The sequence below is a fragment of the Cognatiyoonia sp. IB215182 genome, assembly GCF_033963905.1.
In the GTDB taxonomy this organism is placed as follows: Bacteria; Pseudomonadota; Alphaproteobacteria; order Rhodobacterales; family Rhodobacteraceae; genus Yoonia.
On the sequence record NZ_JAXBMB010000001.1, the window covers coordinates 433,513 to 451,499 of the forward strand.

The 17,987-nt window shown below is 60.0% G+C and carries 13 protein-coding genes, 1 pseudogene and 1 riboswitch; all 14 genes and pseudogenes read left to right on the top strand.

What is annotated here, in order from left to right:
* Window positions 1-9: 9 nt before the first annotated feature.
* The 14 genes and pseudogenes from SLH47_RS02260 to gcvP all read left to right on the top strand — a co-directional run bounded on the left by SLH47_RS02260 (window position 10) and on the right by gcvP (window position 17,682).
* Window positions 10-1,083 (top strand): ABC transporter permease, encoded by a 1,074-nt coding sequence (locus SLH47_RS02260; RefSeq protein ID WP_320237705.1) that lies wholly within the window; start codon window positions 10-12, stop codon window positions 1,081-1,083.
* Between the two features lie 5 nt (window positions 1,084-1,088).
* Complete coding sequence (locus tag SLH47_RS02265) at window positions 1,089-2,792, top strand: nitrate ABC transporter ATP-binding protein (RefSeq protein WP_320237707.1); 1,704 nt, start codon at window positions 1,089-1,091, stop codon at window positions 2,790-2,792.
* Between the two features lie 65 nt (window positions 2,793-2,857).
* Window positions 2,858-3,274, top strand: a complete 417-nt coding sequence (locus SLH47_RS02270) for a globin domain-containing protein (protein ID WP_320237709.1) — start codon at window positions 2,858-2,860, stop codon at window positions 3,272-3,274.
* Window positions 3,275-3,307: 33 nt separating this feature from the next.
* Entirely contained in the window at window positions 3,308-5,740 is a 2,433-nt protein-coding gene (gene nirB, locus SLH47_RS02275; protein WP_320237711.1) for a nitrite reductase large subunit NirB, read from the top strand.
* Window positions 5,737-6,072: a nitrite reductase small subunit NirD gene (gene nirD, locus SLH47_RS02280; RefSeq protein WP_320237712.1), complete on the top strand. Its 336-nt coding sequence runs from the start codon at window positions 5,737-5,739 to the stop codon at window positions 6,070-6,072. The genes nirB and nirD overlap by 4 nt, the downstream gene beginning before the upstream one ends.
* Window positions 6,069-8,645 carry a nitrate reductase gene (locus tag SLH47_RS02285; RefSeq protein WP_320237713.1) on the top strand — a complete coding sequence of 859 codons (2,577 nt, stop codon included), beginning with the start codon at window positions 6,069-6,071 and terminating at the stop codon, window positions 8,643-8,645. The genes nirD and SLH47_RS02285 overlap by 4 nt, the downstream gene beginning before the upstream one ends.
* Entirely contained in the window at window positions 8,642-9,577 is a 936-nt protein-coding gene (locus SLH47_RS02290) for a glycosyl transferase family protein (RefSeq protein WP_320237715.1), read from the top strand. The genes SLH47_RS02285 and SLH47_RS02290 overlap by 4 nt, the downstream gene beginning before the upstream one ends.
* On the top strand, window positions 9,574-10,977 hold the full coding sequence (cysG, locus tag SLH47_RS02295; RefSeq protein WP_320237716.1) for a siroheme synthase CysG: 1,404 nt from the start codon (window positions 9,574-9,576) through the stop codon (window positions 10,975-10,977). Before SLH47_RS02290 ends, cysG begins: the two co-directional genes overlap by 4 nt.
* A gap of 74 nt (window positions 10,978-11,051) precedes the next feature.
* Window positions 11,052-11,762 (top strand): bifunctional 2-polyprenyl-6-hydroxyphenol methylase/3-demethylubiquinol 3-O-methyltransferase UbiG, encoded by a 711-nt coding sequence (ubiG, locus tag SLH47_RS02300; protein ID WP_320237974.1) that lies wholly within the window; start codon window positions 11,052-11,054, stop codon window positions 11,760-11,762.
* A 12-nt stretch (window positions 11,763-11,774) separates the two neighbouring features.
* Window positions 11,775-12,416, top strand: coding sequence for an NAD(P)-binding oxidoreductase (locus SLH47_RS02305; RefSeq protein ID WP_320237717.1), 642 nt, complete (start codon window positions 11,775-11,777; stop codon window positions 12,414-12,416).
* A 183-nt stretch (window positions 12,417-12,599) separates the two neighbouring features.
* Window positions 12,600-12,821 (top strand): annotated as a pseudogene (locus tag SLH47_RS02310) (hypothetical protein); the annotation flags it as partial.
* A 263-nt stretch (window positions 12,822-13,084) separates the two neighbouring features.
* Window positions 13,085-13,169: riboswitch (glycine riboswitch) on the top strand.
* A 158-nt stretch (window positions 13,170-13,327) separates the two neighbouring features.
* Window positions 13,328-14,452, top strand: a complete 1,125-nt coding sequence (gene gcvT / locus SLH47_RS02315; protein ID WP_320237718.1) for a glycine cleavage system aminomethyltransferase GcvT — start codon at window positions 13,328-13,330, stop codon at window positions 14,450-14,452.
* Window positions 14,453-14,466: 14 nt separating this feature from the next.
* Entirely contained in the window at window positions 14,467-14,826 is a 360-nt protein-coding gene (gene gcvH, locus SLH47_RS02320; RefSeq protein ID WP_320237719.1) for a glycine cleavage system protein GcvH, read from the top strand.
* Window positions 14,827-14,838: 12 nt separating this feature from the next.
* Window positions 14,839-17,682, top strand: coding sequence for an aminomethyl-transferring glycine dehydrogenase (gene gcvP / locus SLH47_RS02325; RefSeq protein ID WP_320237720.1), 2,844 nt, complete (start codon window positions 14,839-14,841; stop codon window positions 17,680-17,682).
* Window positions 17,683-17,987 lie beyond the last annotated feature (305 nt).

The following is a 17,987-nucleotide window of genomic DNA, read 5'->3' on the forward strand; positions in this document are numbered from 1 at the left end:
AACCTGACCATGACCGCAATTGATCCTGACACACTTGATGCCGAGGCCCGCCGGGCCCGGCTTTTCACCCGTATCAACAAGGCTGACACTTGGTTCCGGGTCCTTGGCCTGTCCTGGGTCACGCCGATCCTGAAGGCGATTGCGGGCGACAATCCGCGCGCGCAGGTCAAAGAGATCTGGCAGCTTCTGGGCGTGCCGGTTTTCGCGATTATCGCGTTTCTTCTGGCCTGGGGCACGCTGGCCCCACAGGTGCAGACGTCACTTGGCGCAGTACCCGGCCCGGCGCAGGTGTGGGAGCAGGTGGGCAACCTGCATGCCGATGCACAACGCGAGAAAGAAAAGGAAATCGCGTTCTACGAACGACAAGACGCGCGCAATGCGGAACACATCGCGAATGGCGATACCGACCGCGTGCGCGAACGGACTTACACCGGCAAACCAACCTATTACGACCAGATCTGGACCTCGATCAAAACCGTCTTCTTCGGGTTCCTGATCGCTTCTGTCGTGGCCATCCCGCTCGGCATCGCCGCCGGCCTCTCGGTCACCGCAAATGCCGCGCTGAACCCGCTGATCCAGATATTCAAACCGGTCTCACCGTTGGCCTGGTTGCCGATTGTGACGATGATCGTCTCGGCCGTTTACACCAGCAATGACGGCATGTTCTCAAAGTCGTTCCTGATCTCGGCCATCACCGTGACGCTCTGCTCGCTTTGGCCCACGCTTATCAATACCGCACTGGGTGTGAGCAGTATCGACAAGGACCTCGTCAGTGTCAGCCGCGTGTTGAAAATGAACACATGGACCAAGATCACCAAATTGGTGCTGCCCTCGGCGCTGCCGCTGATCTTCACCGGTTTGCGCCTGTCGCTCGGCGTTGGATGGATGGTGCTGATCGCCGCTGAAATGCTCGCGCAGAACCCTGGTCTTGGCAAGTTCGTCTGGGATGAATTCCAGAATGGCTCCAGCCAATCGCTCGCCCGGATCATGGTCGCCGTCTTTACCATCGGGATCATCGGGTTCCTTCTCGACCGTGTGATGTATGCCCTGCAATCCATGTTCACATTCTCGAACAATCGGTGATCGTGATGAGCTTTCTTGAACTCAAAAACGTCTCGAAGAGCTATGGTGAAGGCACAAGTGCCGCCCATGTCCTGAATGACATCAATCTGAGCGTAGAGGAGGGCGAGTTCCTCGTGCTCCTCGGCTTCTCGGGCACGGGCAAGTCAACACTGATCAACCTGATGGCAGGGTTGGAGATGCCTACGAAGGGGCAGGTCACGTTCAAAGGACAGCCGGTCAAAGAACCAGGGCGCGAACGGGGCGTGATCTTTCAGAGCTATTCGCTGATGCCCTGGCTGACGGTAAATGGGAATGTGGGGCTCGCCGTCGATACGATCTACCCGGATCTCAGCAAGGCCGAGCGCGCCGCGAAGGTGGCGCATTACGTCAAAATGGTGGGGCTGAGCCACGCTACGACGCGCCGCCCGGCAGAGCTGTCGGGTGGGATGCGGCAGCGGGTGAATGTCGCGCGGGCACTCGCGATGAACCCGGAAATGCTGCTGCTGGATGAGCCACTGTCGGCGCTCGACGCGCTCACCCGCGCCAATCTGGCCGATGAGATTGAGCGGATCTGGGAGGCGGACAAGAAGACCTGTGTGCTGATCACCAACGATGTGGACGAGGCGATCATTCTGGCTGACCGGATCATCGCGCTGAACCCTGACGGGACGTTGGGGCAAGAATTCAAGGTGGATATCGCCCGCCCGCGCGACCGGATGGCGATGAACCACAACGAGACGTTCAAGCGGTTGCGTGCGGATGTGACCAACTACCTGATGGATGTGGGCATCGCGGCGAAGGTCGAAGGGACACGGCAATTGCCAGATGTCACCCCGATCCATGGTGTGCCGACCGCCGTGGCCGAGGCACAGAAGGGCATGATCGAGGAACGCTTCCTCGACTTCTCGCAACTTCACAAGGTCTATCCGACGCCCAAGGGGCCGCTGACGGTTGTTGAAGACTTTGATCTGAAGATCAACAAAGGCGAGTTCATCAGCCTCATTGGTCATTCGGGCTGCGGCAAGTCTACGGTGCTGACGATGGCGGCGGGTCTGAATGAGATCAGCAAAGGCGCGATCAAGCTGGATGGCCGCCATGTGGAAGGGGCTGACCCGGAACGCGCGGTGGTGTTCCAGTCGCCCAACCTGTTCCCGTGGCTAACAGCCAAGGAGAACGTGGCGATTGGTGTGGACAAGGTCTATCCCAAGGCCAGCCAGGTCGAGCGGCAGGACGTGGTCGAATACTACCTTGAGCGCGTCGGGCTGGCGGATGCGATGGATAAGGGCGCGGCTGACCTCTCAAACGGGATGAAACAGCGCGTCGGGATCGCCCGCGCATTCGCTCTGTCGCCGAAACTGCTGCTCTTGGACGAACCCTTCGGCATGCTCGACAGCCTCACGCGGTGGGAATTGCAGGAAGTGCTGATGGAGGTGTGGTCACGTACCAAGGTCACAGCCATCTGTGTGACCCATGATGTGGATGAGGCGATCCTGCTGGCCGACCGTGTCGTGATGATGACCAATGGACCTCAGGCGACCATCGGTAAAATCACGGATGTCAATTTGCCGCGGCCGCGCAGCCGCAAGGCGCTGCTCGAACATCCGGATTACTACAATTACCGCCAAGAGGTGCTTGATTTCCTTGAGGAATACGAGCACGGCGCGAAGCCAAAATCCGCAGCATCCAATGGTGATCAGGCTGCAAAGCCCAAAGCAATTGCGGCGGAGTAAGAAAATGGAAAGAAATTCTCAACACTCTTGCCCCACTCTGCGCCCGACAGCGCAGGAGCAGTGGCATGACACCCAATCAGATCGAAACGGTGAAGGACAGTTTTCAGCGGGTCGCACCAGTTGCGTCTTCGCTATCGCTGACCTTTTATGCAGAGCTGTTTCGGATCGCGCCCAGCGTCCGGCCCTATTTCCCGTCAGAGATGCATTCCCAGCGGGTCAAACTGGTCGACACATTGTCGGCGGTGGTTTTGAACCTGCACCAGCTGCACGCGCTGAACGACACAATCGCGGGTCTTGCGAAACGTCACGTGGAATACGGGGCGCGGCCAGAGCATTTCGCGCCGGTCGGGCACGCCCTGATCTACGCGCTCAAGCAAACAACGCCAAATGGTCTGACGCCCGTCGAGACAGAGGCATGGGTGGCTGCCTACGGCGAAATCACCGACATGATGGTGGATACGATGGTCAATTCCGCCGCATAGACCAAGCGGCATCCCCGCGCGTTGGGGGTTGCCATGACTGAGAAACTGATCGTCATCGGCGCTGGCATGGCCAGCGGTCGCGCGCTGGAGCATCTGTTTGAGGCGGGGGGTGATTATGACGTCACGCTCTTTAACGCGGAACCGCGCGGGAACTACAACCGGATCATGCTGTCGCCGGTTTTGTCCGGGGAAAAGACTTATGAAGAGATCGTTACCCATGATGCTGAATGGTACAACGCCCACAGGGTGACCTGCCGCTTTGGGGAGCGCGTGGCGCAAATTGACCGGGCGGCGAAGACCGTTACCGCTGAGAACGGTGATGTCCTGCCTTACGACAAACTGCTGTTTGGCACCGGCTCGAACCCGTTCATGATCCCTCTGCCTGGCCATGATCTGGAAGGTGTGATCGCTTATCGCGACCTTGAAGACACCGAGTGCATGATGGCGCTTGGCCCCGACAACAAGGTTGTCGTCATCGGCGGTGGCCTTTTGGGGCTGGAGGCGGCTGCGGGCATGGCGGCACGCGGCGTAGATGTCACGGTCGTCCATATCATGGGCCACCTGATGGAGCGGCAATTGGACGAGGCCGCCGGATATCTCTTGCGCAAGGCGCTGGTTGATAAAGGCATCACCGTCAAGTGTTCCGCCAATTCCAAGGAAATTCTGGGCGATGAGGGCCATGTTAAGGCGCTCTTGTTGGATGATGGTACGGAACTGCCCTGCGATTTGCTGGTCATGGCGGTGGGCATCCGGCCCAATGTGCAGCTCGCGCAAGAGGCAGGGCTGGCCGTGTGCAAGGGTATTCATGTGGATGACCAGATGGTGACCTCTGACCCGGATATCTTGGCCGTCGGTGAATGTGTTGAGCATGACGGTGCCATCTTCGGCCTCGTTGCCCCGCTTTACGATCAGGCCAAAGTGGTTGCGAAAACACTGATGGGCGAGGACGACACATTCGTTCAGAAGGAACTCTCAACCAAGCTGAAGGTCACTGGCTGCGACCTCTTTAGCGCTGGCGATTTCGCCGACGGGGAAGGCCGGGAAGACATCGTCTTCCGCGACCCGGCGCGTGGCGTCTATCGCCGCCTGATCATCGAAAACAACGTGGTCATCGGGGCCGTCATGTATGGCGATACCGCTGACAGCAACTGGTTCTTTGGGCTGATCAAGGACAAGACCGACATCGCCGAGATGCGCGACACGCTCATCTTCGGGCCGGCCTATCAAGGGGGGACCCCCCTGGACCCTTTAGCAGCTGTTGCAGCCTTACCGCGTGACGCGGAGATCTGTGGCTGCAACGGAATCTGCAAGGGCCAAATCGAAGACGCAATCGCGGCGGGCGCCTCTGATCTGGGTGCTGTGCGGGCGGTGACGAAGGCGTCGGGGTCTTGTGGTACTTGTACGGGGTTGGTCGAACAGGTGCTGGCGGTCACGCTGGGAGATGACTTTGTCATGCCCACCGCGCAACCGATGTGTGGCTGCACTGATATGACGCATGAGGATGTGCGGCGCATGATCAAATCCCGAAGACTGACCTCAATGCAGGCGGTGATGCAGGAATGCGGCTGGAAAACCTCTTGCGGCTGCCATGTCTGCCGCCCGGCGCTGAACTTCTACCTGCTCGCCGATTGGCCGCTGGAATATCAGGACGATCCACAAAGCCGATTCATCAACGAACGCAAGCACGCCAATATCCAGAAAGACGGCACCTTCAGTGTGGTGCCCCGCATGTGGGGCGGGATCACGACACCGGATGAGCTGCGGGCGATTGCCGATGCCGCTGACAAATACATGGTGCCGACCGTCAAGGTCACCGGTGGTCAGCGGATCGACCTTCTTGGTGTGCGCAGTGAAGATCTGCCGAACATCTGGGCCGATCTGAACAAGGCAGGCATGGTGTCGGGCCATGCCTATTCCAAGGGGCTGCGGACGGTGAAAACCTGTGTGGGCACCGATCATTGCCGGTTTGGGACGCAGGACAGCACCGGGCTGGGGATCAAGATCGAGAAAGAGATGTGGGGGTCATGGACACCGCACAAGCTGAAAATGGCGGTCTCGGGCTGCCCGCGCAACTGTGCGGAGGCGACCTGCAAGGATATCGGCGTCGTCTGCGTCGATAGCGGCTATCAGGTGAGCATAGGCGGCGCCGCGGGCATGGATGTGAAGGAAACTGAGCTTCTGGTGCAGGTCGCGACCGAGGAAGAGACGATTGATGTGATCAAAGCGGTCACGCAGCTTTATCGCGAAAATGCCAAGTATCTCGACCGTATCTATAAGTGGATGGCGAAGGTTGGTCTGGACTGGATCAAGGAACAGATCGACGATCCGCAGACCCAGCAGGCACTGGTCGACAGGTTCGAACTGAGCCAATCCATCTATCGCAAGGACCCATGGGCCGAGCATGCGGCGAAGAAAGCCGAGAGTTATCAGCCCCTTGCAAATCTCTCCTTGGAGGCTGCGGAATGAACAACTGGATCGATATCGCGGCCCTTGATGACATCCCGAAACGCGGCGCGCGGGTGGTAAAGACCTCTGAAGGGTGCGTGGCTGTCTTCCGCACAGCCGAGGATGAGGTGTTCGCCCTCAACAATGCCTGCCCGCACAAAGCCGGGCCCTTGGCCGAGGGCATCGTGCACGGCAAATCGGTGACCTGCCCCCTGCATAATTGGGTGATTTCGCTGGAAACGGGCGAGGCGCAAGGGGCGGATGAGGGGCGGGTCGCGACGTACCCCGCCCGGGTCGAAGCGGGCCGCATCCTGCTCGACCGGTCGTTTCTGCGCGCAAGGGCCGCTGCATGACCCTGACCCGCACCACCTGTCCGTATTGCGGCGTCGGGTGCGGTGTGCTGGCCGGGCCTGACGGCACGATCAAGGGTGACCCGGACCATCCGGCGAACTATGGGCGGCTCTGCTCAAAAGGGTCGGCCTTGGGGGAGACCATTGATCTCGAAGGGCGGCTTTTGCACCCGAAAGTGGGAAGCCAGCGCGCCAGCTGGGATATGGCACTTGATCTGGTGGCCGACGAATTCAACGCCGCCATCGCCGAATACGGCCCTGACAGCGTGGCTTTCTATGCCTCAGGCCAGTTGCTGACCGAGGACTACTACGTCGCCAACAAGCTGATGAAAGGCTTCATCGGGTCGGCGAATATCGACACGAATTCAAGGCTTTGCATGGCCTCATCCGTGGCGGGGCACAAACGCGCTTTTGGGACGGATACCGTGCCGGGTACGTATGAAGACCTGGAAGAGGCTGATCTGATCGTTCTCGTCGGATCAAACCTCGCCTGGTGTCACCCTGTGCTGTTTCAGCGCATCGCTGCTGCAAAAGAGGCGCGGCCAGACATGCGGATCGTCAATATCGATCCGCGTCGGACGGCCACAACCGATCTGGCTGATGTGCATCTGCAGATCGCGCCGGATGGGGATGTCGCCCTATTCAACGAGCTTTTGACATACATCGCCGATCACAATCGCATTGATGCAACGTACACCCATCATCACGTCAACGGACTGGCCGATGCGCTTGCGGTCGCACGTCAGTCGAACCCGGCGGATTCGGGCCTTTCACAGCAGGAGATCGCCAGTTTCAACGCCATTTGGTCCGGAACTGAAAAGGTTGTCACGATCTATTCCCAAGGCGTGAACCAGTCCCAGTGCGGGACGGATAAGGTCAACGCGATCCTGAACTGTCATCTGGCAACGGGTCGGATCGGCAAACCCGGGATGGGCCCGTTTTCGGTCACTGGCCAGCCCAACGCCATGGGTGGGCGCGAGGTTGGTGGCCTCGCCAACATGCTCGCCAACCATCTGGAGCTTGGCAATGCCGATCACCGGCAGGCTGTGCAGGATTTCTGGAAGAGCCCGACGATCTGCATGCGACCTGGGCTGAAAGCGGTCGATCTCTTCAAGGCCTGTGCGGAGGGTGACATCAAGGCCTTGTGGGTCATGTCCACCAACCCTGCCGTGTCGCTCCCTGATGCAGACGGGGTCGCAGCGGCCATTCGGAACGTGCCCTTCGTCGTGACATCCGACATCATGGATCGTACCGATACGAGCGATCTGGCGCATGTCTGCCTGCCCGCAACAGGCTGGGGCGAAAAGGACGGGACGGTCACGAACTCCGAACGACGGATTTCGCGCCAGCGGGCGTTTTTGCCTGCGCCGGGATCAGCCCGTCCTGACTGGTCGATCATCAGCGACGTGGCCACCCGTATGGGCTTTGGCGCTGCCTTTGCCTACGAAGAGCCTGCCGATGTGTTCGCCGAATACGTGGCGCTGGATGCGGCAGTCTCACATTTCCCGCGCGATCTGGACCTGAGCATCTTTGCTGACGCCGACTACGCGAACCTGATCCCGACCCAGTGGCCCCACAATGACAAACGCTTTTTCGCGGATGGCCAATTCTATCACCCGGACGGCAAGGCGCGGATGATCCCGGTGACCGCACCGGCATTGACCAGCCCGCGCTTTACCCTCAATACAGGTCGCAATCGCGATCAGTGGCACACGATGACGCGCACCGGCAAATCCGCGCGCCTTGGTCCGCATCTGGCCGAACCGTATCTCGAAATCCACCCTGCCGATGCCGCGTCACTCAAGGTTGCCCCCGGTGATCTGATCGAAGTTGAGAACATCTACGGCAGCGCAGTCTTGCGCGCACTGGTAACGTCGCGGGTAGCACCCGGCCAGCTTTTCGCGCCGATGCACTGGACGCGGCAGCGGACCAAGCACGGGGTGATCAACGCAGTGACAATGCCTGTGACCGATCCGTTTTCGGGGCAACCGGCGCTCAAGGCCGGGGCGGTGAATGCCAGTGTCTATCGCCCGAAATGGTACGGGTTTCTGGCTGCGGCAGCCTCCCTGACCCCGCAAACGCCTTACGCGGCCATTGCCCGGACACAGACAGGCTGGCAGGCGGAACTGGCCGGGCGCAAGATCCCGGATGATTGGGTGGCGGCAGCACGCGAGCTGAGCGGTTTAACCGCGGGCGAGGTGGCGTTGCAAACCGATCCGGCCACCGGTGATGTCCGCGTTGCCATTGAGGTGGACGGGAAGGTCGCGGCCTTGTTCTTTGCTTCGCCCAAACCCGTCATCCTCTCCCGCGCGGCGGTCGTCGCAGTGATCGGGACGACGACCGCACCGCTACAGGCGCTTGCGGGGCGCACGCCCGCCGATCAGCCTGATCCTGGCCCGACGGTCTGCGCGTGCTTCAATGTGGGCCGTAACACATTGCTCGTGGCCGCAGCCGAGGGTGCGCGCAGTGTTGCCGTATTGGGGGAAGTCACATGTGCGGGTACCAATTGTGGGTCCTGCAAGCCCGAACTCGCGGCCCTATTGGAGGAGGCATCGGTTCCGATGGCCGCCGAATGAGCCTCGCGCCCTTTGTCCAGATCGTTGCACGCGGCAAAGGCCGCGCCCGGTCCATGACGCTGGATGAGGCGCAGCAGGCGATGACGCTGATCCTGCAAGGGCAAGCCGCGCCTGAGGCCGTTGGCGCACTCTTGATGGTCATGCGTTTGCGTGGGGAAACAGCAGAAGAGATCGCCGGCTTCACCGCCGCCTTGCGCGCGCATGTGCAAGGAAAGCTCACGCAGGCTGATCTTGATTGGCCGTCTTATGCCGCCGGGCGCAGCCGGGGTGCCCCGCTCTTTCTGCTGGCCGCGCGGCTTGTGGGGCAGGCGGGCTATACGATTTCGATGCATGGCTGGAACTCTCATCAATCCGTCACCGCATCCGTCCGCGACGCGTTGGCACTCGCCGGGCCGCATGTGCGCTACACGCCACTCGAAGCGCTCAGCCCCGCCGCGTTTTCGCTTCTGAAGCTGCGCGACACGTTTGGCCTGCGGTCCTGCTTCAACACGGTTTTGCGCATGTGGAACCCGTCAGGTGCGCCGGCGACGGTGCAAGGCGTGTTTCACCCCTCGTACCGTAGCCTGCAGGCGCAAGCGGCTGAAATGCTGGGGCAGCGCGATCTGAGCATCATCAAGGGCGGCGGCGGCGAGTTCGAACGGCATCCGGGCAAGGCCATTCAGGTGTTTGGCCTGCGGGATGGCGCGCATATCGAAGCCAGCGCGCCACCCATCTTGGACGCCACGCGCCGCCTGCACGAAGTGGACCACAAAGTCGATCTGCGCGGGCTCTGGCGCGGGACGGTCAATGATCCTTTTGCCGTCGCGACCGTTACGGGAACTGCGGCGTTGGCCTTGTGGACCTTGAAAGCCGCGCCCGATTTTGCCGCCGCACAAGACATGGCCGATGACCTTTGGGCCACCCGCCACCAACAAGAAAGCCTGTCCGCATGAAAACCTTTCCGATGTTTCTTCAGATGGCCGGACGCCGCGTGGTGATCGCTGGCGGAGGCGAGCAGGCCGCGCAGAAGGCGCGACTGATCCTGAAGACCGAAGCCAATGTGACGATTCTTGCGCCTCAGCTTGACGATGAATTGGCCAGTCTGGTGGCCGAGGGCCGCGTCACGCATATGACCGGCCCGATAACGCCCGCGCTTTTCGCTGAAACTGCTTTGGTTTTCGTAGCGACCGGTTGCCCTGGTGCCGATATGGCACTGCATACGCTGGCAAAGGCGGGCGGGGCTACGGTGAATGTGGTCGACCAGCCAGGTCTTTGCGACGCGATCACGCCATCCATTGTGGACCGCGATCCGGTGGTTGTAGCCATTGGCACGGAAGGCACGGCACCGGTTCTTGCCCGGCAGATCAAAACAAAGCTGGAGGAGGTGCTGGAGCCGCGTCTGGGCGATCTGGCCAATCTTGCGGGGCGCTTGCGTAATGCCGCTGCCGCCCGACTTGCCCCGCGCGCCCGACGGGATCTCTGGCGCTGGGTGTTCAACGATGCCCCTCGCCGGGTCTTTGCCAGCGGAGCTGAGCGGGACGCGGCCAAGATGATCAAGGCGGCCATCGAAACCGGTGAGTTCGGCACAAGGCAAGAAGGCAGCGTCAGCCTCGTCGGCGCGGGGCCGGGCGCGAAAGACCTGATCACCCTGCGCGGCGTCCAGCGCCTGCAAGAGGCGGATGTGATCTATTACGACCGGCTCTTGGAACCTGAGATCCTCGAACTGGCCCGCCGCGATGCGGAGCGGGTCTATGTCGGCAAGGCCCCCGGATGCCATAGCTGGCCGCAAGAGAAGATCAGCCAGACACTGATGGCGGCGGCGAAACGCGGACAACGGGTTGTGCGCTTGAAATGCGGCGATCCCGGCATCTTTGGTCGCAGCAATGAAGAGATGCGCCCACTGAAAGAGGCCGGAGTTGCGGTGGAGGTCGTGCCCGGCGTAACGGCCGCCTGCGCCGCCGCTGCCGCGATGGGCGAGAGCCTGACCGAGCGGGATGAGATCAACACGCTGACATTCAGCACCGGACATCTGAAGAACGGCTATGTCGTTCCGGAGGCCGTTCGCGATCTCAAACCCGGCGGCTGTGTGGCACTTTATATGGGGGTAGGTGCCGCGGCGGATATCTCGGACCAGCTCGCGCGAAGCCATCGCGGTATCCCGCTTGAGGTGCAGATTGTTGCCAATGCGCAGCGGCCCGGACAGGTGACTGCAACATGCGGCGTTGCGGATATCGCCGCAACGCTTGCTGCACATCAGATCACGGACACTGCGATCCTGTTCATCCGCTGGCCGCTCAGCGTGGCCAGCGCAGGGGTGAGTACCGCGCCAGCGCCAGTGGCGCTGCTCGCATAAACCGCGACATCTCTGACGCTTGAAACCGTGTCCAAAGGGCTAGCTTGTTGTCCGGGCAAGATGAAAGCGCGAAGATGGCAAACCCGGAGCGGAACAATCTGGCAATCTATGATGATGTGGCCGATCAATGGTGGTCGGACGATATCCGCTGGGTTCGCACGCTGAAGAACATGGTGCCGGGCAGGCTCGCCTGGTTTGATCGCTTCATCGATTGGCCCGGCAAGGACGTGCTGGACCTTGGCTGCGCAGGTGGTTTCATGGCAGAGGCGATCCATGACCTTTGTGCGAAGGTTACTGGAATAGACCCCGCCGCAGATGCAATCGCAGCGGCGCGGGCACATGCAGCAGCGACGGGCCGCGAGATCACCTATGATGTCGGTGTGGGCGAGGCGCTGCCTTACCCGGACGATGCATTTGATGCTGTTGTCTGCGTGGATGTGTTGGAACATGTCAGCGACCTGACGCAGGTCATCTCTGAGGTCGCGCGTGTCCTCCGCCCCGGTGGTGTCCTCCTTTTCGACACCATCAACCGCAATCCTCTTGCCCGCTTTGTGACGATCACGATGGCCGAGGATATCCTGCGCATCCTGCCCAAAGGCACGCATGACCCGGCCATGTTCATCAAACCTGCTGAGTTGCGCCGTGAGTTGGAGAATGCGGGCCTGAGCCCCGGCAAAACCGTTGGACTTGGGCCGCGCGGGATCAACCGGCGCGGAGATTTCCTCTTTGGCAGGTTGCCGGGCACGATGGTGATTTTCATGGGGACGGCACAGAAACCGGCCTGAGAAAGGGAACAAATGACCAAGCGCGTGCTGATTATGGGAGCGACCTCGGGGATTGGGAAATGCGCTGTTGAGGTGGGGCTCGCCAGGGGACTGATCGTGCGCGCCTTTTCCCGTCGCGCGGGCGAGATGGCACCGCGCGACAATCTAGAGAGTGTGGCGGGCGATGCGCTGGTCGCTGCCGATGTGGCGGGTGCGCTCGATGGGGTGGATGCGGTGATCTACGCTTTGGGCGTTGAAAAGACGCTCGGCAAACTGTGGAAAAAGGTGACGCTCTTTTCCGCCTCTACTCAGGTTCTTCTGCCGGAGATGGAGAAGGCCGGCGTCAAACGGCTTCTTGCCGTCACCGGTTTCGGCGCGGGCCGCAGCCAGTCCGCGATGAGCACGATTGAGCGAATGGGCCACCGTGCGATCCTTGGGCGGCCATATGCGGATAAGGATATTCAGGAAGAGATGATCATGCAAAGCGCACTTGATTGGACTATCGTGCGGCCCGTGATCCTGACCGATAACCGCGATGCGCTCAGCTATCAGGTGTTGTGCGACTCCGCCATATGGCGCAACGGCCTGATATCGCGCTGGGCGGTCGCCAAATATCTGATCGCTGCTGCGACAGAGGCGCTAAATATCCGCGAAGACGTCGTTCTGGTCCGTTAGAGTCAGGACCCATTGAATTCCGATAAATGGCATGGTTGACGGCTCGCAAACGAGCGCTGAATTTGTCTGATCTTTTCTGGCTCACAGATGCGCAGATGGCTTGCCTTGAGCCCTTGTTCCAGGGGGCCCATGGGTAAGCCACGCGTCGATGAGCTGCGTGTTCTGAGCGGGGTTATCTTCACCCCCGATCGAAAGCGACTCAAGACAACTGCGAAATACGGTTGGCGGCGGTACAAACGTCGCAACCGGATCGGGATCATGTTCGGCAGGCTCAAGGACTGGCGGGGCGTGGCAACCCGATATGCTAGATGTCCGAAGGTCTTCCTGTCTGCCATCGCACGCGCAGCAAGCGTCGTCTACTGGTCTTTAGGGCCGCCCGTGCAGGCGCCCCACTGCAGCCCTTGACCATATCCCGCGGGTGCTGAGGCAGCGTGATCGACGGCTGAACGACTGCAACCCCTGGGGACGAAGCTCACCCCTGTGTGGATGGCTATCGCGAGTGTAGTAAGCGCTCGAATGTGCGGCAGCTGTCATGCTGCGATGGAATGCAAATCACCGAAACAGTCGTTCGAGATCATGGAGAACGTTAAAACTGAACCGCCCTTGCGCCCATTTCGGCATGATTAATTCTCTAGTACTACACCAAAATTTCCGATAGGAGACATATAGCCCACACGTCGGGAGAACCAGATCGCTGGTGCCGAAGGAGCAACCGCCTCGGAATCTCTCAGGCCACAGGACCGACGCAGTGGGGAATAACTCTGGAGAGTGGTGCAAGCGCACCCGCCGAAGGGATAGCGATCTCAGGCAAATGGACAGAGGAGGCACCAAAGCGGGGGCTAAGCCCTCGGACCAACCGGTGCCGCTTGATGTGAACAATCGCGCGGACCTGCGAAAGGTGATGGTGCGCGATGTCAGATTTGCTTCACACTCCCCTGCATGACCTGCACAGGTCGCTTGGCGCGAGGATGGTGCCTTTCGCTGGCTACGAAATGCCTGTCCAGTATTCCCTAGGGGTGATGAAAGAACACCTGCACACCCGCACCAAGGCGGGCTTGTTTGACGTCAGCCACATGGGTCAAGTGGTCGTGTCGGGCGAAAGCTATGCGGATGCGGCGCTGGCGCTGGAGAGTTTGGTTCCAGTCGGCATTTTGGACTTGCCTCAAAACCGTCAGCGCTATGGGTTTATCACCAACGATCAGGGCGGGATCGTGGACGATTTGATGCTGGCCAATCGGGGCGACCATGTGTTTGTGGTTGCGAATGCGGCCTGCAAAGCAGCGGATATCGCGCTGATGCGAGCGACGCTGGAGCCAGATATCACTGTCACCGAGCTCACCGATCGGGCGCTTCTTGCGCTGCAGGGGCCTGCCGCCGAAGAAGTGTTGGCAAAGATGGATCCACGCGTGCGTGACATGGCATTTATGGACGTGGCCACCCTAACACTGAACGGGGCCGTGGCGTGGGTGTCCCGGTCTGGCTACACCGGAGAAGATGGTTTTGAAATCTCGGTGCCGGCGGGGGATGCTACAGCGCTAGCACAAGCTCTGCTCGATCATCCCGACGTTGAAGCAATTGGTTTGGGTGCGCGGGATTCCCTGCGACTTGAGGCGGGTCTTTGTCTGCATGGGCATGACATTGACGCGGAAACGACACCGGTTGAGGCGACCTTGCATTGGGCCATCCAAAAGGTGCGCCGGTCTGGCGGCGCCCGCGCCGGGGGCTTTCCGGGCGCCGACATCGTTCTGGGCCAACTCGCAGCGGGAGCGCGCAAAAGGCGGGTTGGCCTGATCCCGGAAGGCCGCGCGCCGATGCGTGAAGGTGTCGTGCTTTTTGCAAATGTGGATGACGAAACTCCGATTGGCGTCATCACCTCTGGTGGGTTTGGGCCTACCGTGGGGGGGCCGGTCGCCATGGGATATGTGCCTGCCGCACAGGCCGAGGTCGGCACCACCATCTTTGGAGAGCTACGCGGTAAGCGACAGCCGCTGCGTGTGGCAAAGCTCCCATTCACACCCGCGAATTTCAAACGATAAAAGGGAGATATGCCATGAAATACACCGAAGAGCACGAATGGCTCAGGGCTGATGGGGATGTCTACATCGTCGGCATCACCGATCATGCGACCACCCAATTGGGCGATCTGGTGTTTGTGGAACTGCCGGAAGTGGGGACAAGTGTCACCAAAGATGACGAAATCGTCGTAATCGAAAGTGTAAAAGCTGCATCAGACATTCTGGCACCGGTGGACGGAGAGATTACCGCGGTGAACGAAGCCTTGGCCGAAGACCCGAGTCTGGCCAATTCAGACGCGTTTGGCGATGGCTGGTTCTTCAAAATCAAACCGTCTGACCCCTCGCAACTGGACAACATGATGGATGAAGCCGCCTACAAAGCGATGATCGGGTAACGGAGACGCGCCATGACTTTCACACCCACAGACTATCTGCCTTATGATTTCGCCAACCGTCGCCATATCGGCCCGTCGCCGTCGGAAATGGAAGAGATGCTGGCCGTCGTGGGGGCAAAAGACCTTGGCGCATTGATTGACGACACATTACCGCAACGGATCCGCCAACAAAAACCGCTCGCCTTTGGCAAGGCCAAGTCGGAAAGGGAGCTCTTACACCACATGCGTGTCACGGCCTCCAAGAACAAGGTCCTGACCTCGCTGATTGGGCAGGGTTATCACGGCACGGTGACGCCACCGGTTATCCAACGCAACATTCTAGAGAACCCTGCGTGGTACACAGCCTATACACCCTACCAACCTGAGATCAGTCAGGGGCGACTTGAGGCACTTTTGAATTTTCAGACGATGGTGTCCGACCTAACCGGTCTTGAGATCGCAAATGCGTCCTTGTTGGACGAGGCGACGGCCTGCGCTGAGGCGATGACCATGGCCCAACGCGTGAGCAAATCAAAGGCCACGGCCTTCTTTGTGGACGCGAATTGCCACCCGCAGAACATTGCAGTGATCCAAACGCGCGCCGCACCTTTGGGGATTGAGGTGGTAGTTGGCGCACCTGACGATCTGGATGCCAGCGTGGTCTTTGGCGCGATCTTTCAGTTCCCAGGCACCCACGGCCATCTCCGTGACTTCACCGATCAGATCACGCAGCTTCATGACAACAAAGCGATTGGGATCATTGCAGCCGATCCGCTGTCCCTGACCCTGTTAAAAGAACCGGGCGCGATGGGAGCGGATATTGCCGTTGGCACAACGCAACGGTTTGGCGTGCCCGTGGGTTATGGCGGCCCGCATGCTGCCTACATGGCCACGAAACTGGCATTTGCGCGCTCCATGCCCGGCCGGATTGTCGGGGTTTCAATCGACAGCCACGGCAACCGCGCTTATCGCCTGTCGCTGCAAACCCGCGAGCAACATATCCGACGGGAAAAGGCCACATCCAATGTCTGCACCGCACAGGCCTTGCTGGCGGTGATGGCCGGATTCTATGCTGTCTTTCATGGGCCTGAAGGGCTGAAAGCCATCGCGCAACGCATCCACCGCAAAACCGCGCGTCTGGCCGAAGGTCTGAAGCAGGGCGGGTTTGATGTACGCCCCACGACCTTCTTTGACACAATCACCGTGGATGTTGGGCCCTTGCAGTCAGCGGTCATGAAATCTGCAGTTGATGAAGGGATCAACCTGCGCGCGGTTGGCACAACCAAAGTCGGCATCACGCTGGACGAGCGCACACGGCCCTCAGACATCGAGGCAGTCTGGCGGGCGTTTGGCATCGACCGTGAGGATAAGGACTATACGCCGCATTATCACATGCCGGAAAAGCTGATCCGCACCACGCATTTTCTGACCCATCCAGTATTCCACATGAACCGGGCTGAAACAGAGATGATGCGCTACATGCGGCGCCTTTCTGATCGCGACCTGGCGCTGGACCGTGCGATGATCCCGTTGGGCTCTTGCACGATGAAGCTGAATGCGGCCGCAGAGATGATGCCGGTCAGCTGGCGCGAGTTTTCGCTGTTACATCCTTTCTGTCCCAAAGATCAGGCGGCGGGCTATACTGAGATGATCGATGACCTGTCCGCCAAGCTCTGCGACGTGACGGGGTACGACGCAATCTCAATGCAGCCGAATTCCGGGGCGCAAGGTGAATATGCAGGGCTTCTGACCATCGCGGGATACCACCGTGCCAACGGCGAGGCGCACCGCAACATCTGTCTCATCCCGATGAGTGCCCATGGCACGAATCCGGCCTCTGCCCAAATGGTCGGCTGGAAGGTTGTCCCGGTCAAATCAGATGCGAATGGCGATATCGATCTGGATGACTTCAAAGAAAAAGCCGCACTGCACAAGGATAATCTCGCTGGTTGCATGATCACTTATCCTTCGACCCACGGCGTCTTTGAAGAGACAGTGACTGAGGTTTGCCAGATCACCCACGACGCGGGCGGGCAGGTCTACATCGACGGGGCGAATATGAACGCCATGGTGGGCCTCAGCCGTCCGGGCGATCTGGGCGGCGACGTGAGCCACTTGAACCTGCACAAGACGTTCTGCATTCCTCACGGTGGCGGTGGCCCCGGCATGGGACCGATCGGCGTCAAGGACCACCTGATTGCACATCTGCCCGGTGATCCGAATGGTGGTGAGGGGGCTGTAAGCGCCGCGCCATTTGGCTCGCCCTCATTGTTGCCAATCTCGTGGGCCTACTGCCTGATGATGGGCGGCGAAGGCCTGACGCAAGCGACCCGTGTCGCCATCCTCAGCGCGAATTACATTGCCAAACGGCTCGAAGGTGCATTTGAGGTGCTCTACAAAGGGCCCTCGGGCCGCGTAGCGCATGAGTGCATCATCGACACGCGCCCCTATGCAGAGACCGTAGGGGTGACAGTGGATGACATTGCCAAGCGTCTTTCAGACTGCGGCTTTCACGCGCCCACCATGTCCTGGCCCGTTGCAGGTACACTGATGATCGAGCCTACGGAATCTGAAACCAAGGCCGAACTAGACCGGTTCTGCGATGCAATGCTGGGCATCCGGGAAGAGATCCGCCAGATCGAAACCGGCCAGATCGACGCCGAGAACAATCCGCTCAAGAATGCACCACACACGATGGAGGATTTGGTGAAGGACTGGGACCGGCCCTATAGCCGCGAAACCGGATGCTTCCCACCGGGCGCCTTCCGCGTGGACAAATACTGGCCTCCGGTCAACCGCGTCGACAACGTCTGGGGTGACCGCAACCTGGCCTGCACCTGCCCACCCATGGAGGAGTACCTGGACGCAGCGGAGTGATTTGCCCCAGGTGGCAGCCACATTTGATGAGTATTGGGCTGGGTCCAACGCCCGATGAGGCCAACAAGTTCCGAACGTCCGACGTTTAGTGTCGCGACTCAAATGGCATAACCGAAGCGCATTCCAACTGGGATACTCGGTTCCAAGCATCTGATAAGAAGTGTTTCTGGCAAGGTGGATAGTGCGTACCGGAGACACTGTTTCCTGTTCTGACGGCGTCACAACTATATGCCAAGTTCGAAGCCTGAAAAGTCCTCTGGTGCCTTGGTCTTGTCTGCGGAATCATGATGCAGCCTCTTTGCAAC